The following is a 23455-nucleotide window of genomic DNA, read 5'->3' as shown; positions in this document are numbered from 1 at the left end:
AATTATTTTCCTGAAGAGGGCCCACTTCAATAACATCACCAGAACAGTAATTATTTATTTTTTTCTGAACGTAGCTGGTGCAAATACTGACTCACTTCTATCGCTTGATTAGTAAATATCCAGTTTACTCCTCGGTTTAACTCCCTGTACAAACTGTTTTTGGAGTTCACAAAGCCCACCCCGGACACTTGATTGGCTTCATTGAGTTTATTTCTTTTCTTATTAGTTAAAAGCAAATAACTCCCCATAACGCCGCCATAATTTTCCCTGATACTCAATTCACAAAATTGCTTCACATTATTATGAACTGCAACCAATAGTAATGATTTTTTGGGAAACAAAGTCAATGAACCAAAAATAGAGGCGTCTAAAGCTAACAAATGAAAATCTTTGGCGGGTGACAATCCTCGCAAAGTGTTCATCAAAGCGAGCTCATCCTTAAATGGTGATTTGAGTTCTATGAATAAATGCAAATCACTACTGTACTCAGCAATCACTTCTGCAAGCGAAGGAATATCCGGTACTAAAGAGCGTAAATCGTTAAATGTCAAATCGGTAATGGTCGCATCATGCCCCCACAATCGATTAAGTGTTATATCATGATTTACAACAAAGACACCATCTGCAGTAGCGTGTACATCTAATTCGATTCCCCAGCACCCTGCATCTCTTGCCAAATGGAATGCTTCATGGGTGTTTTCAATAATTCCTCTGGAATTATTATGGGCGCCTCTATGCGCAATGATCTTTGCATGTTCAATATGCATAGGCTGTGGCTTTTGCCTTGGAACCACAGAAAAGCAGCCATCCATCATTTTTTCCGTTAACGTAAGTAACACCCTATACATCCCTATCTTCTGATGACAAATAAAATCATTTTATGCTGATGAAGGTTAAAAGGCAAAACAGAATATCACTACAAAATATATAAAAATCAACTACACTAGATGTATCAAGAGATTGGATGATTTTCGTAATTCCTGTGAATACTAACAAGGAGTGTTGCAATGACTGTAAAAATAACAAAACATGGGATGGAATTAATAAAAGATTCACTACTCAACAAAAACACTGCTTTTAGCACAGAAGAACGGGATCGATATGGATTACATGGCCTGCTTCCTTCAACTATTGAGACCATTGAAGAACAGGTTGCCCGCTGCCGTGATGCTTATAACTTAAAAGAAACCCCACTAGAAAAGCACATCTATTTACGAGTTCTGCAAGATTATAATGAGGTACTCTTTTATCGTTTTATTATTGAAAATCTGGAAGAAATAATGCCTATTATTTATACTCCAGTAGTCGGCTTGGCTTGCGAACAATTTTCTCATATTTACCGCCAACCGAGAGGTTTATTTCTAAGTTACCCCGTACGGGATAAGATGGATGAGATAATCAAATCAATTGCCTCATCACGAAACATAAGCGTTATTGTCGTCACCGACGGTGAGCGAATCCTTGGCTTAGGTGATCAAGGAGCCGGAGGTTTAGGGATTCCTATTGGCAAATTGTCCCTATATACCAGTTGTGGTGGTATAGAGCCTTCTAAAACGCTCCCAATCATTCTCGATGTCGGAACCAACAATCAAGAGCGCTTGAATGATCCAGAATATATTGGCTGGAGACATGAACGTATTTCAGGTAAAGACTATGACGACTTTGTCGATCAATTTGTACAAAGCATCAAAAAGCATATGCCTCACGTTTTACTGCAGTTTGAAGATTTTGCCCAACAACATGCTTATCCATTACTCGAACGTTATAAAGATCAATTATGTACCTTTAATGATGACATACAAGGTACGGCTGCAGTAGCTGTCGCAGCGATTATTGCTGCAACGCGAGTTGCCGGTACTCCCTTAAAAGATCAGCGCATCGCATTGCTAGGCGCAGGTTCTGCTGGTTGTGGCATCAGTGAACAACTGGTTCATGCCATGATGAGCCAGGGCTTGGCTGAGGCTGAAGCTCGATCTCGTTTTTATTTAGTCGACAGAAATGGCTTACTTCATGACGGCATGACCGATCTGTTACCGTTTCAAAAAGGATTCACTCAACCCCAGCAATCATTAAAAAACTGGAACATACACAATTCAGGGCAAATCAGCTTAAACGATGTAATCATCAATGCAAAACCGACTATACTCCTTGGTGTATCAGGACAACCCAAGCAGTTTACCGAATCCATGATCAAATCGATGTCTGGTTATTGTCAAAGACCCATAATATTTCCATTATCAAATCCAACATCCCGTGTAGAGGCTGTTCCTGAGGACCTGTTAAACTGGACTTCTGGAAAGGCATTAATTGCAACCGGGAGTCCATTTGATCCAATTGAGTTTAACGGTCAAAAATACGATATCGCTCAATGCAATAATTCTTATATATTCCCGGGGGTCGGTTTAGGTGTTGTTGCAGGTAAAGCAAAAAGAGTCACGGATAACATGATGATGGCTGCGGCTATTGCCTTAAGTGAGTTGGCACCAGCAGTTGAAACTGGAGTAGGACGTCTTTTGCCGGAACTTTCGTCGATTCGAGAAGTGAGCCGACATATAGCCAAAGCCGTAATCAAACAGGGCATCAAAGAAGGGCATATCAATGCGATGAACGACACTGAAATTGATAAAGCCATTGATGCAACAATGTGGACACCTCATTACGAGAGCTATATCTAATTATAAGTGATTCAGGTAGGACATCGTGTTTAGATGAATCATTCGCTTTTAATACCCTGATTAAGACTGTTGGATTGAGAGTCCAACAGTCTTAAAGTCATAAGATCATCCAATGCCTAATCAAAAAATTATCCAACTGTTCTTTTGTATCAGTTAAGATGTACTTCGCAGCTGATCTAATAATCTGGATTAGAACTGCCGCAAATTAGATTCTTTTACAGTTATTTTTATTCTTTACTATTCCATTAGCAGGGCGATCTGTGTAAAAATAATGCTCTGTTGTTACCCATTCTCTTCGGCCTGTTTCCTTTATTATATAAAACCACTAATGAGACCCATTTATGTCCTTAATAACCACTAATCTGAATCGAGCAATTCTTGATTTAAAAGATGGAAAACCTGTTGCCATTCCAACAGAGACCGTTTATGGATTAGCTGCGCTGATCAATAAAGAAAAGGCTATAAAAGCTGTTTTCACCATGAAAAACAGACCATTAAATCATCCATTAATTGTTCATGTAGCAGATCAGTGGGATTTAACTGAGCTTGTAGAAGAGATCCCTGAATACGCTCAATTATTAATTAAAAAATTTTGGCCAGGCCCTCTTACCCTGGTATTACGTTGTAAAGAAAACCAAATTAACCCATTAATTACTGGCGGCCAATCCACCGTAGCCATAAGATGCCCTGCCCACCCGATCGCCCAAAAATTATTACAGAAACTCGACACTCCTATAGTTGCTCCGTCAGCCAATCCTTTTGGCAAAGTCAGCCCCACTACTGCGTTACACGTCAAGCAATCATTTAAAGACCAGGAATTGTTAATTCTGGATGGTGGTCGATGCAGTATTGGCATTGAATCCACTATAATTGATGCAACCGATCCTGAGACTTATCAAATTTTGCGTCATGGTCTAATTGATGAAAAAGCAATAGCAGCGGTCATTCCCACTCGTTACGCTCCCAAAGAAAACACTATTCGAGTTCCGGGTAAGTTAGAAAGTCACTATCAACCCCAGAAAAATTTATACTATTTTGACCAGTTTGAAACCCTTTCACGTTTTTGCCAAAGAAGAGAGGGAGATGTTTATGTTATCGCAAGTCAACAACCACCAGGAGTGGAAATCAACCATTTTCATCTTCTAGCTGACAACCCTGAAAAAGCAGCCTACGATTTATATTACCAGCTAAGGTATGCCGATGCGTCTAATGCCATCTGCATCGCAATAGAGCTGCCACCAGAAAAAAGTGAATGGCAAGGGGTGAGAGAGCGAATACTAAAAGCGGGATTTCCTTACTCAAAATAAAAAAATAATTGACATAACTCTATATTTTGCGTAACGTAGCGCACTATGCCGAGGTGGTGGAATTGGTAGACACGCTAGCTTCAGGTGCTAGTGGGGGCAACCCCGTGGAGGTTCGAGTCCTCTTCTCGGTACCATTGATTCAGTTTAATTCATTTTGAAATAGTCCAAATAAGTACAACCCCCTGATTTATATCGAATTTCGCATAATCATGCTAATTAATGTCAGCCAATAGTGTTTGTGATTGAAATTAAATCCGCCTACAACTGGTTGAGCATGATCCAGATTAGGGAGCAATACATGATTGATGTTTGGCCAAATCAAATCTTGCAAGAAAAATTGGCCGTCATGGGCACATGCCGGGCGAATCTCTTTTAATCGCTCATGGAATGAATCAAGCCACATGGTGGGTTGTGCAGACCAGGAGGCTGTTTGAATAACAGGAAAATTGAACTGCTGTTTTTCTACTGTACTGATAAGGCTAGGCCATATTCTGGAAGTAAGTTCTTCTCCACCCACTTTAGCTCTAATAGCTGACAGCATCACTCGTTGCATTTTTTCAGATAAAGAACGGTACCATGAATAATTTGTTTTTTGGTGTTCCCCTTGTAAAATGCTTTCCAAAACATAAGATGCTCCATGAGCAGTCTGAGACATAATTAACGCGTTTGTTTTAATACGAATGTCTTCATTTTCATTTAATAAACTCAAGCATTCCAATCCGCCTCGACTGTGGGCACAGAAAATAAAATGTTCCCGGTTCTGACGATGCTTTAATTGCTGGATTATCATCTGGACATTTTCTCTGTAGGATCCCCCGGCTGTTTGTTTCGTTATAATTGAATCATAGCCTAATCGCCTTAATAAATTGGCAGGCTCTTTGAGACTATTGAGCATGTAACGACCCAGGTAACCTCTGACAAATACAATCGTGATGTTTTTGTTTAAGCCATCAAAGCTCCTTTCCAAACTCGCCAATCCCGAGTTCCAAACATCACAAAACTGATGGGTGATGTTTTGTGAAGCAGATAGCTTAAGGTCGGGCGTATTAGGAAAGTGGTTTAAATAAGTGTCAAACCCCTCTGGTTTCCATGTTATTTTAAGGGTCATTAGAAGTATCTCTTCTCTAATTTAGAGACATCTTTAGGAAAATAAACAGGCGGACGAAACACGAGAATATAACGGTACCAAAGAGGCTGTGTTTCTGTTTGACTGCTCTTTCGATAGAGCTCTTGCCAAGGCATTGCTGGGTGACGGTGATGAGTAAGGTTATAATTGAAATTAAGAAACAACACTCTTATTAACCAAGGCGCTCTGAGATTATATGCTCCCTCAACAACATGAATGGGAGTATGCAAATGATAGACCCATTGCAAGGTAGACCATGAAAAGGCAAATGCACCATAAGCCAACACTAAAGTTGACCAATGCCAAGGACCAAAAGAAACAACTGAAGCCCAAAAAACAAACAAACATCCACCTTCTACGCGCATGCGCAACCAATCAGCACGAGTAAATTCTTCAAAAGCGGCGGAATAAGTGTTATAGCGTTTATCACGAGCTATTTTTTCTGCAAAAGAATAGGGAATAAATGGCGTTATCATCGGGAACAGGAAGCACAAAAACCAAATTCCGCCCAAAATAGCAAAATAATATCGCCCGATTTTCCCCCATTTACTTTCATCATCATGAATGAATTCTGCACGCTCAGCTTCTGTGCGATTACGTCGATGATGCCCCCAATGCTGTACCCTTAAAAAAGTGGCTGAAGTTCCAAAAAGAGTAGAAGAAAGGCATCCTATTAAATAATTCAATTTTTTATTATGGTGAGCATTTCGGTGACAAAATTCATGCACCATTGTAAAAACCCCTTGCATGAGCATACAAAATAAAAATACAGCTATTCCTCGCACAACAAGAGGTAAGGAATGCTGATCGATGGTATTCAATAAAAAAAACCAAGCGACTATTTGCAGAGCAACCACGACCAAGTTCATGGTGCTGTAGCGCCCTAAAAAATCGTATTGTGGCTCAACAGGACTAATTTCATCTACGCCTTCTACCTTGTAAGTTCCTCTCATTTTATTTATTGACACTCCATATATGTTGTATTAATGATTTTCCAGGTCGTTGTTCAATATTGGAAAACCTCTTTGGCAGTTCGTCCCAACTGATATTGCTCATGCGATGATGTTCTTTATGATAATTAATATTGTAAGGCCAAATAAAAAATGAGCCCAACCAACCTGTTGCCCATGAACAGCTACCAGAATCTGTATCACGTTCTTTTTGTGTATGTTCTGCAAAACTGCGAATCTTCTGTAACAATTGAGTGACCGTTAAATAGGGAAGAAACCATAAGAATAAGACTTGGATTACCTCTTTCGGCCAATATAGGTAACTTATGCCAATCATTACGAAAAGGAACGTGAATTGAAAATAAAGCTCGTTATAATAGGTGGTCACAGGAAGTTTTATACCATTATTATTGGACATTCGATCTGTAACAAAAAGCCACAACATCCTGAGTGAATTCCAAAGCAATAAATCACCTAACATTTGTTTCAGTAATAAGCCGGTGTTCAACGCTTGATAGTTCCAGGGCTGATTTCGATATAAATACCGTTTTTCTGGATCGTGTTCAGTTCCCAAATGCTGATGATGGCTGAAATGTAACGAACGATATCCGTGAACCGGCATAAAAAAAGGTACGCCAGCAAAGCAGTTAATAATAAAGTCATTTAACCGCTTATTAGACGAAATCAAGTAATGCACTGCATCATGATAAAGTGCCAGTAGCGCATGTTGCCGAGACGCTATAAAGACGATTCCCAACATAATGGTCACAGGATGCCAATACTCTATTATTAGAGTCATCGCCAATGCAATCAGTGAACATTCAGTCACTAATGCCCAGAGTGTACGGACATGTAGTGATTTCTTTTGGGATTTTGCATACAAATAATACATTCCAGTCAGTACAACAAGGGTTGCCAATAGAACTCCAGAAACAACATCCAAAACAAAATGCTGCTTGGTTAGCAAAGTTGACAAAGCCAGTAAACAGAACCAAAAGAAGTAAATAACAGAAACTTTACGCCAAAACGTAATGACTTCTGGTGGCCTTTTTTGACACGCGATCATAAACGCGCCGAGGGCGATGGATAATGGGAGTGCCACATGACCAGAGGGAAAAGCACATAAAATGGTGTCTTTAGATTGTAAATAAGCTAAAAAAGAGTGCTCCGGAGCCCAAATTCGTTCAAACAATCGGGTTGGCACAATGGTGTAGATAAGAACATTGATCACCCCACAAGCCAGAGCAATATAAAATACTGCAGAAAAACCCGGTTTACTTCTGGCAGCTAAAATTAAAACCGGAAGTAAGAAAAAATAACTCATGTAAATATAAACCGACTGAGGAATCATGGGGATGTATGTGTCAAAAATCAGTTCATTAATCACAAAAGGTTCATATATTGGGTGAGTCGATGCCAAAGAATAAAGAACACCTGTTATCAGCGTATAAATAAGAAAATGAATGACGTATTTCATAGCGTGGCTACCTCCACATAAGGAACACGATCATCAAGGTCCTCATGATTATCATAATCGACCAAAAAGAGGCGACCTGCATAGGGAATACCTGGAAATTCAGCGAGAAGCGGAGCGCGCTCATCGCGCTCATGGATCCCGGTTACTAAATGTGTGTACCCTTGGATTTTTGCACTTTGCAAACAAGCGCGTAGCAAAATTCGGTGATCATCGATGTTATCAGAAGCCACAAATGCCATGTAAGCGGTCTTAATATGCTGTCCCGCTTTTGGAAGGCCATAGGACAAAAAATAATTAAGCATTGGTCGTAACCATCGATAATACCCTCCATAATGAATCGGAACAGTCTGTCGAAAGGTGCTTTGATCCCACAGTGCAGCTACCGCCTTTATTTTTGATCCTTGTTTTAAAATTAAAAAATCTTCCACTTTAAAATTTGGAAATTTTCCGGATGTAAAATCAGACACGGTATAATAGGGGGCTAATTGCTGTTTATTTTCATTCAGTTTCGCACAAATCTCAGGGAGCATATGCAATGAACCACCCTCCAATTTGGGGCAATTTTTCAGGTTCCTCATGGTAAACAATAATGGGGTCAAGACTCTGCCATAATCGCGAAATCTAGGAAATCCTTTGTAATTTGAGGCGAGGGAGGTTAGTGCGCGCTCATTATCGTCACCAATGACGGCAGAATAATACGGTATTGGATTTTCTTGATGAAGTTTTTTTAAAAAACGATTGGCTTGCAACAAAGCAAAACCATTTCGTGATGACTTGGCAATTCGAAAATCAGCCAGATATCCTGTTTCTTGTACCTGACCATTTACCTGACTTAAACGAGTGGCGCGGATACCTGATACTTTGATTTTCCCATCTGACTTACCAACAAAAGTCTGTACTTTGTCCCCTTGAGTTTTACCGATATGAAAGTAATTAGGTTCGCGTGCAAAAACCAGATCTACAGCACCTTCCATTGGGGTTTGCCAAAGATGTGTTCTAAGCAAAGCTTCTTCATCAGGTAATGCTAAATCAAATTTCATGAACTATTCTCTCTACCAAATCAGTTGAATGTAATAAGGCCCGAGGCTTGACATCTCCTGGTCGTTGTCCCGCCTTCACACAGGCAGAATAATAGCGAGCTGCCAAATCTGGACAGTAACGAGATTGAACCGGGGCAAGTTGCCCCAATTGACGGCAATAGTTGTAATGAACGGATTCTCGCAACCCCTCTTCAACGGTACTGGCTAATTCCGATTCATGAATAGATTGATGATACAAATAATAACAGGGTGTTTCCCCCCATTGGGGTATCAATAGAAAAAACGAATCGTCCGGAAGATACTTATCAAAAACACTTTGCACAAAACGTTCAGACAATTTCTCCCCACACAGATCACTCACTGTGTCACCCCGGCCTTTAAATTGAATACAAAGAGGAGCGGTCACTTCAACTACATCACCTAAGGAATAACGTACAAGGCCGTTGCCACTTGTTAATAGAACTTTATATTGGCTTCCAACAGTTAATTCATCCGCTAGATAGCATCGCTCCTGATCATCTTCAAACTCCAGGAAATGTGACGTTAAGGCAATTACAGGATCGGGTTGCTCAAACAGCGGGATACTAATCACCCCCTCAGTGGCCATTAAGCCCTTAAACTGTATTTCTATCCCTGGAAACAGTAGTTTTAATTCCGGAATAAATCGTTTTGCAGCCGCATCACCCCAACAACTGATAATTTTTAAATCGGGCCATAAATCCAGAGGACTCATCCCTTTTGGTACATGCTGTATTAATGAAATCAGAAAAGAAGGACTCCACACCGAAATAAATCGTAAATCCCTGCACGCAGCGAGTTGTTGAATACTCTTGTTTTGCCAATCATCCAGGGAAGAGTTTGTAACAAGTTCAGATCCTATGGCCAGATTAGGTCCGATGAGGCGTTGTGAAAATCGTCCTAAGTACTCACTATCATCAGTAATACCTATAGGTATATTACCCTCGGTGTATTGCTCTGTTCTAAGCATCGGGCTAATCGACCAATATTGAGATCCTGTCATTAATTCGGGTCTATTCATGAACAAATTATACATCCAGGTAGAAATCGACCTCCTGAATTCACTTAGAAAGCTTTTATTGTAAGGAATATATTTTACAGGTCCCGAAGAACCTGAGCTTGTTTCAAAAAACAGTGTTTTATCCGAGCTAAGCACATTACTCAGTCCTTTTTTAACCGCCTCAATGGGTCTTTCAAAGTCTTCATAGTTATGTTTAGGTACTCGCTCACGAAACGCTGCTGCATTTTTTATAGATGCATACCCGTATTTTTTACCCAACTGGGTATTCTGGTTACGCTTCAAAAAATCCATTAAAATTCGTTCCTGGGTTTCACGAGGTTCTAGCATTGCCCGTTTAAATTGTTTCGCGGCAGGCGCATTGATTCGTGTCCACAAGTAATGACGTAAAAATTTCTTATACATAAAAAACATCACTCTCTTTGTTGAAACAATAGGTTTGTTTGATCTTGTGTAAAGCCTCCAGGCCTGTTCCCAAATTATTTTCGAATGAAAATTCAGTGAGACAAACCAACTCGTCACCCAATAGATATCCGGGATTTTTTTCGAGGAAAAAAGCAACATGAGGATTTTTTAGTTTTCGTTCCGGGGGCTGAGCAATGGATTCGTGCAAACACTCGCGAGGTACAAGAGGGCGAACTAATCCGTTCGAATATTCATCAGGAAATTTAATATGCCCCAGCGTATCGATAAGTTGAGCCTCAAAAGGTGGCGTTGCTTTATCGTATCGAGGATAAAATTCTTTATAAAATAATGGTAAAAACAAATAGGTGCGATAACCACTGGAAATGAGATACCAATACAAAGGAACATCGGGATCTGATAATTTTAAATAAGCCATAAAATGACCCCAGGTTTTAGCGAGAACCCCTGACCCCCAAAACTCATTTTCAATGATGGTATTGCCACTAAATACAGCACGAACAGGTTTCCCTTGAAACACCAAATCATACAGCATCATGGTTGTAAATCCTTGAATTGTGCTGTCGTGATCTTTCATTAACAAGAGCCATTGTTTTTCATTGAGATCTTTATCAAAAGTTTCTCTATCTGTTTTAGAATAGTATTTTATGAAAATCTCATATAATCGTTGTCGCGTACTGTGATCGCACTGCTCGACCAGCTCAACTGAACCTCGTAGTTTTTCATCTTCTATTTTTATATCAGATATCATAAATTTAACTCTCTTTCGTATACACTAATTGCTTCGCTGTCATCTAGAGCACCATCAGCGGCATTCTTTCTTAGTGATATAATATGTCGACCTAGCAAATCAGCATTGGTGTGTAAAAATTGTGGACCGAAGCGTTCCGTTTGTTGTCCAATTTTTTTCAAGAGACGTACATCCTGAAGGATAACGTGACGACAATACGCGCGAAGAATGGGTTTACATAACATTTTTGGTAAGGGTAAATTCCAGGCAATATGAGTTGTCACGTTCACGATGCCATCTTCTTGTCGGGTACATTGAGATGTAATTAGAAAAGCTCGATTATTGGAAAAGGTATAGTCCACCCGTGAAATGGACGGCAAGTAAAATGCATCAGTATGGCGCATTTGAGTGCCCTTAGGAAAAAACAATCTAGGACCAATTCCAGTTAGTACCGGTTCATTTAAAAACTCGGCTTTCACGGAATGCGAGTCTTTTGTAATACGCGCCTTCACCGTGGTAAGGGCTCCCTTCCTGAATAACCCTGGATGAACATATACGGTATGCGGTACATCTAAAAAATTTTCTAAACAGGCAACAACAGAAGCTTCAAATTGGGTATGCATAAAGAAATGCCCCCATCCTTTTTCACCGTAGAATGGAAAAGAAAAAGGTTTTGTTTTAGGAGGTGAATTACCGATATACACCCAAATATGTTCTTCTTGCTCGATAGTAGGAAAACGTTCAATAGATAAGGTTTTGGATTTAAGGGGATCATGGTCACATAAAGCCGGCTGGGAAACGACTTCCCCGTTACCATTATATCGCCACCCATGATAAGGACACTCAAGTGTTCCTTGTTTTACACAACCAAGTGACAACCTCATTCCCCGGTGCAAGCAGTGATCAACCAAGGCCTGCACTTGTCCGGCTTCATCTCGGAATAAGACTAAGGTTTTCCCTTCAACAACACGACGGACAGGGGCTTTTTTGACTTGCTTTGAAGTTGCGGCAATATACCAGCCATCGAGAAATACATCCATTTACATCACTCCATGTAGGTTAGAATCCTTCATATATTGTCTTACTTTAAGGCATTCCATTAACAATCGAATCCAATTTAGCATATGATTCAATAAAAAAACAAATTTTTCAGTAGCTTAGTGATACGGCAATTAAAGGACCCCTATCCTGATTGCTATTAATCCATTTAATGGATTAAAGGTACCTCAATCAGAATAAACACGAAAAACAACGTCTTCATCAACTTCATATAGTTTACTCACTACAGTCTGTTCGATAACCCATTTCTTTTGCCTGGAACGCGGCGATTTCACCTCATATGATCATGTCACCAAGGTTCAACAAGTAAAAACCAGCCCTTCCTGTATGTATTGATTTTGTTGTATGCTGCAATTTTTTCCAAAAACAGAATTTAAAGGCATAGTGATGTATTCTGAACCAAAATTACAAAATGAGCTTTCAGCACAAAAATACAGCACTGATTTAGTAGAGCGGATTAAATCCCGATACCAGGAATTCAGAAAACTATCTCCTGATCCTGAATGCCAACTTAATTCGTACGAAAACTGGCTTCGTTATAAGGATGAACGAACTCGATTTTGTAAAAATATTTATCTGGAGACCAAATATTTTTTTGAAGCGCATCAAGATGATTTATCACCTACAGATAAATTGGTTGTTTTGAAGGAGTACATTCAATTATGGGAAGATGTAAACGGTTGCCTGGATATTGAATTAACTGACTTCGCCGAGCAGTACAAAGGTGTCAAATTTGGTAAAGATAAAATCTCTTACAATAATAGCAATCCAATGCTCGCTGGTTTTAATTTAAAAAATATTGCTTTTGGAGATTTTTATGGAAACTCGCTAATGTTTCTTGCTGTTGATTTCACAGGCGCTGATTTCACCAAAACGAAAATGCTTTTAAACAGCTTCAATGATTGTAATTTTACACACTGTAATCTGACTGGAGCAAACCTCTGTCACACTCGATTTATCAAATGCAATTTTGAGGGCGTTGATTTGTCGAAAACCCATCTTTGGGAAGCATCATTTGATGAATGCATTATGCATCAAACCATAAAAAATAAAAAAGATAGAAATTTTAGAAATAAATGTTTTACGGATAATCTTTTTACAGCCATCATGAGTGGTAAACTCAACGAAGCTGTCCGTTTAATCACAACATTCCCCGCTTTAGTTCATACACGTTGTGAAGGAGGAGATACTCCCTTACATCTGGCAGTAAGGATGGGGCAGGTTGAAGTTATTGAACATTTATTGAAAAACGGAGCACGAATTGATGTCGAAAATTATTCTGGACAAAAACCATTCTGTGACATTTTACGGCATGTTCCACCCTATCGTGATCAGTACCCTTTAGAACTTTTTGAACGAATTTTAAACCTGTTTATACATGCTGGACTTGATTTAAACAACACCGCTCATAGATCAAGATATTACTTAGAAAACCTGGCATTGGCTGGGTCTTTAGAAGCCCTTAAAATTCTTGTAGCATATGGTGCCGATATCAATGTACAGGACCGATCTGGTTGGACTGTTTTGCATCATCTTGCTGCGTTTAAAGATCGTTTTGAAAACAAACAAGATGAAGTCGTTACATGGCTTCTTAGCATCGGGGCTGATAAAAATAGAACTACCACTGGGGGTAAAACAGCTCTGGACTTCGCAAAGTACTTTGAACATAGAGAGATGGTTAATTTATTAAGAGATCCCCCTTATCCATTCTTCTTAGAACATCTTAAAGTAAAACCCCGAAAACTTACTGCTGAAACAGTAGCCCATTCATTATGGTTATCCGACAAAGATGCAAAAACCACCACCGCATCCAAATCAGAATTTGGATTCTGGGCCAGTAAACAGGATCTGCACTTTACGCAAGACGATATAGAACAATGCCTCACGTCATACGTCATGAAGAACTAATTTAAAGACGTTTTCTTGGTGCACTTCCTCTTTCAGTCAAGGTGGCTGCTCCTCCTTTTTTGTAATTTTATGCAGACTTAATAGGGTGATTTGTAAAAAAAACACAATGTGATAAAATTAAATCCAAATAAAAGTATCCCGACTAAAAATATTAGTCCTTTTATTTAAGTTATAAGCGCCATAAATGCTAGTTCATCATTTCAAAATTAGTTCATTTATGCTGTAAATCGTAGGGTTAGGATTAACAAAAACCATGAATGAACTATTAACTTTTTTAATTGAGCATCTTAGTGAACGCGATTCATTTAAAAGAATCAGAGAAATTGCAAGCGTGTTGATTCAACAAGAAATACCTCAAACTGAAGATCAAAAAAGAGAACATATAATTTCATCTCTTGAAGAAATAGAAAGCAGAAGAGACATAGCAATAGAAAAGAAAAAAGTGATATTGGCTACATTGGAAGTCATACTGCTCTCCAAACGTATTTCTGATTTTAGAGAAACCTACTGTCTTACGCAACGAGTTAAAGGCAACAATAATCACAGCTGGACTCTACAGGGTGCAGAAATGGTTATATCAACCCGTCATCCAGATATTCCAGTACACTATGCTACCTATACGCATAAAGGAATGGACAATGTAGTTTTTGACGCTATTATCAATGCACTCAAGACAAACAAAGGTATTTGGTTTGTGCTTGGATATGATACCAGTCTACACTTAACCCTGCTGCGACTGGAATTCTCTGAAACGGGTATACTGGAAGTAAAAATCCTTGACTCCTTAGGTATAATTCCAAGTAAATCTGCAGGAAGCGGATCCTTGCACTCTAATTTATTAACTTTTATAAAATTTATACTCCTTCATTTCGATCAAAAACTATACACGATGACAGGTTATCCTTACCCCAGACAAAAAGATGGAGTAAATTGTTTTAGTTTTGTACTTTCAGATTTAGAGACAGGACAAAAATTGCTTGATGATGGCCATTTATCTGCAGAATTCTTCAATGATTCTTGTGAAGATCTTTATCCTTCAGATGAACCCAATATAAAATACAGGAAATTCAGACCACATTTTTTCAAGATCTCTCAATTTTTGGAAGATGTGCCCGAAGAAGAACAATCATTAGCAATAATGCCTGTTTCTTCAAGAAAATCGAAAGTCGGCAATCAACTGGCACTGAGACAGTCAATAACTGCATTAGTGACGTTGGCGCGATCGGGAACAATTGTATTTACAGCAGCACACTATACTCATGAGGACAAGTCTGAAGAGGACATTGAGAATAATTGTGTGATTATGTGAATTTCAATCCTTTAAACTGGAGCCATCTATCTAAAACAAACCGGTTTAAACAAATTATAAAATAGCTGTTAGATCACAGCATGAGCATCAGCATAGAAACAGATTGATAACATAGCGAATCAAACCACACATATAAAACCTTTTTTGCGCTAGAAAACCATACTTATTGAACATCTGCCATAGACTCGCCAAAACGAATGACGCTCTCAGCCTTTAATGATTTATCCCATGTGACCTGTTCGCCATTGGCGAATAACAGTACGACTGTTGAGCCTAATTTAAAATAACCCATTTCCTCACCTTGTGAGTAAGATTTTTTCAAATCAGTTTGGGAGTAGTCAAAATGTATTGTTTTCTTGCCGCGCTGAACTTCCCCATGCCATGTGGTTCCAATAGCGCCCACAATAGTGGCGCCCACCATCACCATAGCCATAGGCCCTGCCTTGGTATTAAAAAAAATGGCCAGTCTTTCGTTTCTGGCAAATAATTTGGGGACCACTCTGGCCGTTGTTGGTTGAACTGAAAATAATGCACCAGGTATATAGGTCATAGAAGTGAGTTCAGCATCTATCGGCATATGAACCCGATGATAATCTTTAGGTGATAAATAGAGTGTTGCGAATCGTCCCTGAGCAAATTCATTGGCTTTATCGCTACTGCACGCCAAGAGTTCCTGAACCGAATAATCGCGTCCTTTGGCCTGAATTAATGTTCCCTGATTAATTGCACCAATTTCACTGACACAACCATCAACAGGTGAGACTATATCTGCCGCAGCTAAAGGCCGGCATTCTGGCTTTAAATGACGGATAAAAAATTCATTGAAACAGGAATATGCGGTCGGATCCTCAATTAGAGCTTCGCTCATATTGACTTGATATTTATTTATAAAACGTTGAATTATATAATTTTTTATTGTGATATTTCGTATATTCGCCACAAAACCAGCAAAGCACGTAAGTCCCTGTTTAGGAATAATATATTGAGGAGCCGTTTTTAATAAATCGAAAGACATACACCTTACCCACAGATCTTAAAGGATTGAATCATAACCTAAAGAAGAGCCGGTTGTCACAAAAAGAACCCAACTCCCCCCTTAAGAACCTTTGCAATTTATTAACGTCCAAGCTATGGAATTCATATTGTTAATGCACTGGAGGAACTCTCTTTTATATCCTGTTTATGAGAAGGCGGGACTGAATGTTCTTTTACACAAGCAAAAATATGAGTCTTATGTTCTGCTGGATCATACTGAGCGATTAACTTACATCCAGGCGAATTCCGCATGTCAGCGCTTTTACTGATATCACTCTTCATTTCAGCAATTAATCGATCAAATAAACAGGTTTTCATTGTTGAACTATCTGAACCATTAATAAAAGTCAAAGCAACTGCCTTTGCATGTCCAAAGGATTTGCAATATCCTTCAACTTCTTTTCTTCTGGATTCTGGACCCCAAAATTTTACTTTACTTAATCCTGCCTCATATTCTTTTATGGCTTCTTCTTTTATCTCATTGAACCGATCATCGGGTAATTTATCTACCCAATCAAAAATTGTACTATAAAATAAACGAATTCCCTCAGGATGATATAGATGGGTAAATTGATTATCAAATTTAGCATAATTAACCGCAGATTTAGTAAATAGAGCAATGTCATTGTCAAAAGTGCCTTTTCTAACTGCATTGCTGATACTAGGCAATAGCTGAGTCTGTAGCATGATTGGTGTAAGATATTGGATAAGAAATTTATTTAACGCTCCGGTTTCTTCTTTACCAGAGCTTAAGATATAAGCCAGCCGATTATTTCCGCTTTGATTCATACTTGCTGCTAAAAAATCTTTAACAGGCTGTGATCTATGACGATAGGATAAGCTTTCTAAAGTCGGAGTATAATATTTATCAATAATTTCTGTGATGTACAAAGTAAGTTCTTCGGGTTTGATACTATTGGCCCATTCAAACAAGGCCTTGTTGTATTTTTTAATCACTTCCTCATGAGTATGAGGTAACAGATCCTTCTCAACTGTTGTTCTAATAGCATCTTTCATCATTTCATCAGTAGTTATTAAATGAAGTTGGAAATTCGCATGTTCCGTTAATTGCTTTAATTGAATCGCTATAGGATTAAATTCTGCCGCATATGAGCTGGTGTGGAACAGTTTTTGTCTTAAAGCAAGGTTATATTGCTTATGCAAATCATTTAGACTATTACAAAAAGCAAGATTGTCTTCCTCTGTCAGATCGCGTCGTTCCTTACAATAATACGTTTTGACTATATTATGTAAACTTTGGTAAAAATTAACCAACATCAATATGCCATCACGAAAATTACTTTCTTTATCGACACGAATCAAAGGTTCAATTTGTTCAATGGATAACTCTGGCATGGCTCCAAACAACTCCCATGCATTAGTCAAACTGGCATCAGTAATCGTTTTACCTTCGATAACAACTAAATCAGGCTGATCAACGCATACTTTATCAAGAAGTCTCTTGGTCAAATTAAAGGTATTATGCAATAAATCTTTTACGGTAAGGGCATATGTATCGCGCCATATCTGATGATAACGATGTTGCAACTCATCTAAATCGTACTTAAGACTTGCATCATCTTTTTTATACAAGGTATCATTTTGAGTTTTCATCCATTCTGCAATACCTTTATAAATAGATGGTTTAGTATATAAAGTTAAATAAGTTGAATCGAGGGCAACGCCATTCCCGTTATTTTCACACCCCATATAGAAGACAACAACTCGATATAAATTATCATAATGCTTTTGATAGATGTTCATCATGAAATCAACAAAAGACATGACGTTCGTTTGATTGTTACATAACTCAGGAAACTCAGTTTCATAGAGAATACGAAGATTCACGTCGGTCGCATCTAAAGAAGTATAATTAACCGTCATATCACCAAATAGATCCAATAACCGTTTACGCACCATTTCAGGTTGATAGGTCATCAAAGCTTTCATTGCCGCGACAAATTTTTGTTCATGAGCCCGCGGTTCATGAGCCAATTGTTCAAATTGAGTATGATCCGCAATTTTTTTAGGGAGAACACTTTGAAGAATTTGTGAAGGAACTGCGCTGGGTAGGGTTTCCTGACCTGGATGCTTAAATGTTGGCCAATGATAGGGTTTAGAGTCCTTTACTTTCGGGAACGTTTCCCAATCCCGAACAGACAGATCTATTCTCTTTTTAGGGACACCAATTATTGGCCGGGGTTCTTTCATATAAACAGTGAACCAGTAAAAAAACATGTCAAAATCAAGATCTGCTGATTCCTCTTCATCATCTAGGATACCCATTTGATGCCCGTGACCATCGTCATCATCAAGGTACCATCGACCAAAAAGAACCGACATGATATTCTTATCAAGCAATGTTTTCGTGCTGGGAATAACTTTTTCTTTTAAAATGGGATCTACAGGAACTGGATCTTCAGCAAAATTAAAACTTTTAAATCCTTTGATGCCTATTGATAACGTGCCAACCAGTTTATCGTTTTCATCAAAAACCAAACGTTCTTCAGCTGAATTTTTTCCTTGAAATAATCGTTTAAAAAATGAGGCGGCGGTACTGATTTTAGCTAAGAATTCGGGATAATGATTTTTTGGCTCCAATCTTTTAAAATAAGCAAGCTTTTCTATACCGTCTTCAATGAAGGTAACACGAGTAATTATATGTGAGCCGTCTTTAACAGCTGATCCAGCTGTTAATTCTTTTAAGTTGCTCTCCCTAAGCGCTTTCTTAGGTAACCCCATATATCAAATCCTTTAATGCAAGTCCATCATCCTATGCATCATATTAAGCAGAATTAATCAATAAGTTCAAGAGTATTTTTAATACAAAATATTAATTTAAGGTTTTTAAGAGTCAGATTTAAGGTAAGTTGTTCATTTTATATAAAAAAAAACTATGAATTAAGGATACAAATTGTAATGTCTCACCAAACCCGGGAATGAAGTCATCCAAAATGGATATATCCCACAGATTTTTGTGAAGAACCAAGTAGATATGAATTATTTTGTCTATTATTCCTACACACCGCGTTTTTTGCGCGGTATTCATTAATAATGACTTATTTTAATTGAGGAACTTCAGAATCAGGGCACTCAATAAGTGATTTTACTTCCTTATCAAGTGCTCGAAGTTTTTCGCCTGATGTAGTTTGATTAAAAAACCAGAAATTGCCCGTTTCTCGTTCTTTAAAATCATTAGCCACACCTAAAGTAAGCGTAGTGATCACAATATTGGCGATAACGACCAGAATTTTCTGTAACCAGGACTTCATTTCTGGATCGACTATTTCGAGAACTTTCGCTTCTGCCTGTTTTATTTTTGATGCGATATCAATGCCTGGCTGGGTGATGCCTTCATAGGCAATACTGTATAAAGTTCTTCTGTATTCCTCTTCAGCGCGATCCCACTTACTTCCTTTATCTGGTTCTGTGGACGATTTTCTCAGTCGCTCATTGACTCCTTTACATTGCTCTTCAACTTTAAAAATAACATGCCGAAACCGAGTACCATTCAAAGTACCTTGTTCACCAGCCAAAGCAATCACTTCATCAGTAAATCGAAGATCCTGCATTTGTTTAACGCAAATAAACCGTTTATGCAATTGCAGCGCAACAGAAAATAAGTTCTTATCAGTTATTTCAAGCAGTGCTTTGCCTTGGCTCACAACACCTGTGCGTACGCCAGTGTACAATAATTTTATAAGCGTTTTCCTTTGTTCAATATCTTCAATTTGAGACAATTCCGGCAAAAACATACGAAGAATTTGTCCTTGATTATTCTTCTTTAATACCCAACTGTATTCATCGGCTGTAGTAATTCCAGTTTGCTTTAACATACTAAAAGAACGGCTTAATTCCTTCAGTTCTTCAAAACTCATTTTCGTTAGTACGGATTTTGTAAGACCGTATTGTTCAAACTCATGTGTAAAATGATGCAAGATGGATTTTTGCATATGGATTAATGGTTTGAGCGCATGTTTTCTTAAATCTTTAATACTGATGATACTTTTTGATTGATCCAGTGCAACCAAAGTTGTAGCCAGCATAGGATATTGCTTCGTTGCCTGAACTATCTCTTCAAGCTGTGGAAGAGATAAATTTCCTTTTGCCCAGAAAATCAAACATAATTTTCTGCAATTTCCATCTGCCAAACTATTTATATAGTCTAATTGAACTAACTTTTCCGGTATATTAAATAACTCGGGAACATCTTGAGCGATACCTAACTGTTCCAATAAATCAAAAGAGCGATAATAGGCTTCTTCTGATAAAATCAACTGCATTAACTCCAGGTCATATTTTTTCGTTCGCAATACAGGCAATAATTTGATTTGCAGTGGATCCCACATCAAAGCGCCCATCTTTTTTATAAATTCATGATCACGAAGCAACTTCCTGTTCTCGTTCAGTATGTTTTCTTCGTAAAACACCACAATCATCTGTAATAAATTTTTATTGAACCGGTCATCTCCATCCAGCGTCGCTGTTTCAAGCTCCATTCGTAAACCGTCATTTTTATCCAATAGATCGCCTAACATCTCAGGTGATATAAGTAAATTATATTTCAGGATCAGTTCACGAACACCATTGGGTCTAAGATGAGTTCCTTTAGGTTTATCAATTTTTATGAAACAGGACAAGGCATCGATTCCAGGAAAAGTGATATCAATTTCTCCCGTATCGGGCTTAATTACATTTTTTAATTGATGTTGAATAAAGGGATATTTAACTTGTTCAAATAGTGGATTTTCTTCAATGTCTACTTGAGACACTCTAATATCTGATTCTTCTGACTTTATGTAGGGTTTTAAATCGACACCAGATAACAGAGTAACTGCTCTCTCCTCAGGAACCAGGTGAGTATTGTTCATAAATCCTAACAACCATTGGGATGGATTGTCTTTCCTGTAAATTAACATCAACCCACAGGGTTCTTGGCGATCATTGAGAAAAGCAAAATCTTGACGTACACATTGCTCTCCATATTTAGCAAGACTTTCACCATCTAATATAAATGGCCGATATGGAGCACCCAACAAGAGGAATAAATTCGCAGCAGTAATCGTTCCCGGCGCGCCAGGCATTTGCCCCAAGGATTGCCACTTGTTTATAAAGTCACTGGCTTGTTGTTCAGTACCAAGAAATTTGGTTTCAGGCGCAATGGATTCAACTCGTGTGTTAAGCACCCATTCCTGATCAAATGCCTTAAAGATCTGTCGTGCATTTCCTTGAACCGAATAAACCATGATCAATACTCTCAATACTACAAATTGTGAATATTATAACCAATTTTACGCCATAATAGTGCCTTTTTTTTTAAATATATCGATTATTACTGTTTTTTTACCAATTTAATTGGTTCGATCGATGGAAGATATGGGAGGAGTAACTGTTTTTCGTTATTTAATTCAATAATATCCCTGAATCGAGTGAGATTCAGGGTTATTCTTTATTTAGGCCTTATGCATTGGGCAAACTACACCCACTTCAGCAAATGCCTCAATTACCGGAGTTTTGTCGAATTTTCTATCTATAGCAGCCTGAATTACACCACATGCAGCAAAATCATAATAAGCAATTGGCGACCAATAATTCATATTCGCATCAACCATGATCTGAAAAGCTTTTTGAATAGACCAACCCGGCTTATGTGCCAAAACATAAAATGCTTTATTAAATACTCCGCTGGTCATATGGACATCCAACGAATCCGTGAAATGCGCCGCATTTCCTATAGACAAACCGTCCTTAGTTGGATCATCCATATATCGTAATGGTTGTCCGCCTTTTACCGCCTCACGACCAATAGTCCAATCTTCTCCATCCCAGTACCATGGATAATCACGGCGGAGGTAGTCTTGAAGTGCTATAGCAGCCATATCTGAAAAGGATTCGTTAATCCCCCCCGATTGACCTTCATATAATAATCCGGAGTTTATGGCCGTAAAATTATGCGATAATTCGTGACCTATTACCGATTGAGCGGGGGCAGTTAAATACTCATCTCCATTACCAATAACGATCTGTTGATGGGCGACGATTAATCCATCAATACTGATTGTTGGAATCGCGAAGGCATTATCCATATCTCCAAGGTGAGTGTAAGCGCGCAAAGGCAAATCATCACCGATTGGTTTTTTAACGCCATAGATTTTTTCATACATGTCTAATGTCTGTTGGGCAAAGTACATGGTGTCATTTACTGGTGAAAAGGCGTAATTGACAGGGCCCGTTGCTCCATCAGCATAATTTAAATAGAAATTGCTCTCATCACAGGCATAAGAAAAAGCAGGAATATTAAGCATGGACTCAGCAAAGGTTGTAATTGGAAATACATCGTATCCCAAATCATGATTTTCCAAATTCATCACTTTTAAGGTTTCATTTTCAACACTGCAAATACCGTCTTTGACCGATACATCAAACTTTCCTAAAGAAGGTAATCCTGGCAAGGCATTTCCATGTTGAAACATACCGCCACGATAGGGAAGAGGAAATGCATTTCCGCCTAAACCTTGACCAATACGTTCATGACGAACTTCATCCCACTGTTTTAGTACCTTGGCAGTGTTCGCATCGATCAGGTAGTTAGGTGCTTTGATGTGTGCTTTTTCACTGTTGCTGTAATACGATAAATGATAGGCAAGATGCGCTTTATTATCCGTATCAATAAAGATAATTTTATTTATATTTTTAAATTTTACTGGTTTACTCACTGATCCCAGAATTTTTTGTTCGATTTCATCCGCAGAATATACTCCATTGATACTGCTGATATCTTTTTCAATTCCGGTCACATTCATTCCGGTTACTGTATCCTTGCTGCCTTTTTTTGAATGAAAAATTACTTGATAGCCCCAGACGGGAATTCCCTTATAAGTCAACTGATAACGAGCATGATTGGAGCTGGTTTTTGATTCATTTTGCAATTGCAATTTATAGTCACTTTGCTGGACTGTACTTGATTTAATTAAGCCCTGTTTAAGGGAATTTTTTTGTTCAAATTGAGGCAACGATTTATTTGCATCCCCCCATACCAAATTTTGTGAAGCAGCTTGAACTGATGAAGCTACAGCTGAAATGACTAAAAATGAAGCAATCCGTTTTTTCATATTATCATCCTGAATTTTTGTCGAAATTCCATCCTGCTATAAGTGAGTAACAAAAACAATCATAAAATATAAAATAAGACATAATTTTCTCTTTTTACACCTTAGTTTACACTTTATGTTCATCAGATTTAATTGGTTCATTTATGAGTTTATTGATATAATTCAGATAATTGTGAATAAAGTTTGTTAGTCTCAATGCGCTCTGGATGACGAAACAGTGAAACGTCATCCCGAATTAAATGAGGGATCTCCTGAATGTGGTGCAGTG

General features: G+C 38.3%; 16 protein-coding genes and 1 tRNA gene. 5 read left to right on the top strand and 12 right to left on the bottom strand.

What is annotated here, in order from left to right:
• Positions 1 to 50 precede the first annotated feature (50 nt).
• A complete protein-coding gene (locus IZU94_RS16860) occupies positions 51 to 839 on the bottom strand; it encodes a glycerophosphodiester phosphodiesterase (RefSeq protein WP_203113493.1) in 789 nt (262 codons plus the stop codon).
• A gap of 168 nt (positions 840 to 1007) precedes the next feature.
• On the opposite strand from IZU94_RS16860, the gene IZU94_RS16855 reads away from it, so the two are divergent.
• The 3 genes from IZU94_RS16855 (at position 1008) to IZU94_RS16845 (ending at position 4116) form a co-directional block, all read left to right on the top strand.
• Entirely contained in the window at positions 1008 to 2675 is a 1668-nt protein-coding gene (locus IZU94_RS16855; protein ID WP_203113491.1) for an NAD-dependent malic enzyme, read from the top strand.
• A gap of 341 nt (positions 2676 to 3016) precedes the next feature.
• The gene (locus IZU94_RS16850; protein ID WP_203113488.1) at positions 3017 to 3982 is read left to right on the top strand and encodes an L-threonylcarbamoyladenylate synthase; all 966 of its coding nucleotides are present in this window, start codon (positions 3017 to 3019) and stop codon (positions 3980 to 3982) included.
• Positions 3983 to 4029: 47 nt separating this feature from the next.
• A tRNA-Leu gene (locus IZU94_RS16845) sits at positions 4030 to 4116 on the top strand.
• A 53-nt stretch (positions 4117 to 4169) separates the two neighbouring features.
• Here the strand turns inward: IZU94_RS16845 and IZU94_RS16840 are convergent.
• Genes IZU94_RS16840 through IZU94_RS16810 form a run of 7 tightly spaced genes read right to left on the bottom strand, consistent with a single transcriptional unit; the run spans position 4170 to position 11804 of the window.
• On the bottom strand, positions 4170 to 5090 hold the full coding sequence (locus IZU94_RS16840; protein ID WP_203113485.1) for a hypothetical protein: 921 nt from the start codon (positions 5088 to 5090) through the stop codon (positions 4170 to 4172).
• Positions 5090 to 6061 (bottom strand): fatty acid desaturase family protein, encoded by a 972-nt coding sequence (locus IZU94_RS16835; RefSeq protein ID WP_203113482.1) that lies wholly within the window; start codon positions 6059 to 6061, stop codon positions 5090 to 5092. The genes IZU94_RS16840 and IZU94_RS16835 overlap by 1 nt, the downstream gene beginning before the upstream one ends.
• Before the next feature lies 1 nt (position 6062).
• Positions 6063 to 7535 carry a fatty acid desaturase gene (locus IZU94_RS16830; protein WP_203113479.1) on the bottom strand — a complete coding sequence of 491 codons (1473 nt, stop codon included), beginning with the start codon at positions 7533 to 7535 and terminating at the stop codon, positions 6063 to 6065.
• Positions 7532 to 8575 (bottom strand): hypothetical protein, encoded by a 1044-nt coding sequence (locus IZU94_RS16825; protein ID WP_203113476.1) that lies wholly within the window; start codon positions 8573 to 8575, stop codon positions 7532 to 7534. The genes IZU94_RS16830 and IZU94_RS16825 overlap by 4 nt, the downstream gene beginning before the upstream one ends.
• The gene (locus tag IZU94_RS16820) at positions 8565 to 10016 is read right to left on the bottom strand and encodes a GH3 family acyl-acid amido synthetase (RefSeq protein ID WP_203113473.1); all 1452 of its coding nucleotides are present in this window, start codon (positions 10014 to 10016) and stop codon (positions 8565 to 8567) included. Before IZU94_RS16820 ends, IZU94_RS16825 begins: the two co-directional genes overlap by 11 nt.
• The gene (locus tag IZU94_RS16815; RefSeq protein ID WP_203113471.1) at positions 10009 to 10785 is read right to left on the bottom strand and encodes a hypothetical protein; all 777 of its coding nucleotides are present in this window, start codon (positions 10783 to 10785) and stop codon (positions 10009 to 10011) included. The genes IZU94_RS16820 and IZU94_RS16815 overlap by 8 nt, the downstream gene beginning before the upstream one ends.
• The gene (locus IZU94_RS16810) at positions 10782 to 11804 is read right to left on the bottom strand and encodes a Rieske 2Fe-2S domain-containing protein (protein ID WP_203113468.1); all 1023 of its coding nucleotides are present in this window, start codon (positions 11802 to 11804) and stop codon (positions 10782 to 10784) included. Before IZU94_RS16810 ends, IZU94_RS16815 begins: the two co-directional genes overlap by 4 nt.
• 364 nt (positions 11805 to 12168) lie before the next feature.
• Here IZU94_RS16810 and IZU94_RS16805 point away from each other — a divergent pair, with 364 nt between their 5' ends.
• Together IZU94_RS16805 and IZU94_RS16800 are read left to right on the top strand one after the other, a co-directional pair.
• The gene (locus tag IZU94_RS16805) at positions 12169 to 13731 is read left to right on the top strand and encodes an ankyrin repeat domain-containing protein (RefSeq protein ID WP_203113465.1); all 1563 of its coding nucleotides are present in this window, start codon (positions 12169 to 12171) and stop codon (positions 13729 to 13731) included.
• Positions 13732 to 13984: 253 nt separating this feature from the next.
• Positions 13985 to 15040 carry a hypothetical protein gene (locus tag IZU94_RS16800; RefSeq protein ID WP_203113462.1) on the top strand — a complete coding sequence of 352 codons (1056 nt, stop codon included), beginning with the start codon at positions 13985 to 13987 and terminating at the stop codon, positions 15038 to 15040.
• A 163-nt stretch (positions 15041 to 15203) separates the two neighbouring features.
• Here IZU94_RS16800 and asd read toward each other — a convergent pair whose 3' ends face one another.
• From asd to IZU94_RS16780, 4 genes are all read right to left on the bottom strand, one after another.
• Positions 15204 to 16055: an archaetidylserine decarboxylase gene (asd, locus tag IZU94_RS16795; protein ID WP_203113459.1), complete on the bottom strand. Its 852-nt coding sequence runs from the start codon at positions 16053 to 16055 to the stop codon at positions 15204 to 15206.
• Between the two features lie 122 nt (positions 16056 to 16177).
• Positions 16178 to 18817: a hypothetical protein gene (locus IZU94_RS16790; protein WP_203113457.1), complete on the bottom strand. Its 2640-nt coding sequence runs from the start codon at positions 18815 to 18817 to the stop codon at positions 16178 to 16180.
• Positions 18818 to 19134: 317 nt separating this feature from the next.
• On the bottom strand, positions 19135 to 21321 hold the full coding sequence (locus tag IZU94_RS16785; RefSeq protein ID WP_238400561.1) for a hypothetical protein: 2187 nt from the start codon (positions 21319 to 21321) through the stop codon (positions 19135 to 19137).
• A 207-nt stretch (positions 21322 to 21528) separates the two neighbouring features.
• Positions 21529 to 23187, bottom strand: coding sequence for a M4 family metallopeptidase (locus tag IZU94_RS16780; protein WP_203113454.1), 1659 nt, complete (start codon positions 23185 to 23187; stop codon positions 21529 to 21531).
• Between the last annotated feature and the right edge of the window lie 268 nt (positions 23188 to 23455).

The organism is Legionella bononiensis (assembly GCF_016786215.1).
Classification (GTDB): domain Bacteria; phylum Pseudomonadota; class Gammaproteobacteria; order Legionellales; family Legionellaceae; genus Legionella; species Legionella bononiensis.
This window is presented reverse-complemented; position numbering and strand designations above follow the sequence as displayed.

Bases quoted from the DNA above. Each gene is read 5' to 3' on its own strand.
- IZU94_RS16855 (WP_203113491.1), top strand. From the start codon at position 1,008: ATGACTGTAAAAATAACAAAACATGGGATGGAATTAATAAAAGATTCA.
- IZU94_RS16850 (WP_203113488.1), top strand. From the start codon at position 3,017: ATGTCCTTAATAACCACTAATCTGAATCGAGCAATTCTTGATTTAAAA.
- IZU94_RS16840 (WP_203113485.1), bottom strand. From the start codon at position 5,090: ATGACCCTTAAAATAACATGGAAACCAGAGGGGTTTGACACTTATTTA.
- IZU94_RS16835 (WP_203113482.1), bottom strand. From the start codon at position 6,061: ATGAGAGGAACTTACAAGGTAGAAGGCGTAGATGAAATTAGTCCTGTT.
- IZU94_RS16830 (WP_203113479.1), bottom strand. From the start codon at position 7,535: ATGAAATACGTCATTCATTTTCTTATTTATACGCTGATAACAGGTGTT.
- IZU94_RS16825 (WP_203113476.1), bottom strand. From the start codon at position 8,575: ATGAAATTTGATTTAGCATTACCTGATGAAGAAGCTTTGCTTAGAACA.
- IZU94_RS16820 (WP_203113473.1), bottom strand. From the start codon at position 10,016: ATGTATAAGAAATTTTTACGTCATTACTTGTGGACACGAATCAATGCG.
- IZU94_RS16815 (WP_203113471.1), bottom strand. From the start codon at position 10,785: ATGATATCTGATATAAAAATAGAAGATGAAAAACTACGAGGTTCAGTT.
- IZU94_RS16810 (WP_203113468.1), bottom strand. From the start codon at position 11,804: ATGGATGTATTTCTCGATGGCTGGTATATTGCCGCAACTTCAAAGCAA.
- IZU94_RS16805 (WP_203113465.1), top strand. From the start codon at position 12,169: ATGCTGCAATTTTTTCCAAAAACAGAATTTAAAGGCATAGTGATGTAT.
- IZU94_RS16800 (WP_203113462.1), top strand. From the start codon at position 13,985: ATGAATGAACTATTAACTTTTTTAATTGAGCATCTTAGTGAACGCGAT.
- asd (WP_203113459.1), bottom strand. From the start codon at position 16,055: ATGTCTTTCGATTTATTAAAAACGGCTCCTCAATATATTATTCCTAAA.
- IZU94_RS16790 (WP_203113457.1), bottom strand. From the start codon at position 18,817: ATGGGGTTACCTAAGAAAGCGCTTAGGGAGAGCAACTTAAAAGAATTA.
- IZU94_RS16785 (WP_238400561.1), bottom strand. From the start codon at position 21,321: ATGGTTTATTCGGTTCAAGGAAATGCACGACAGATCTTTAAGGCATTT.
- IZU94_RS16780 (WP_203113454.1), bottom strand. From the start codon at position 23,187: ATGAAAAAACGGATTGCTTCATTTTTAGTCATTTCAGCTGTAGCTTCA.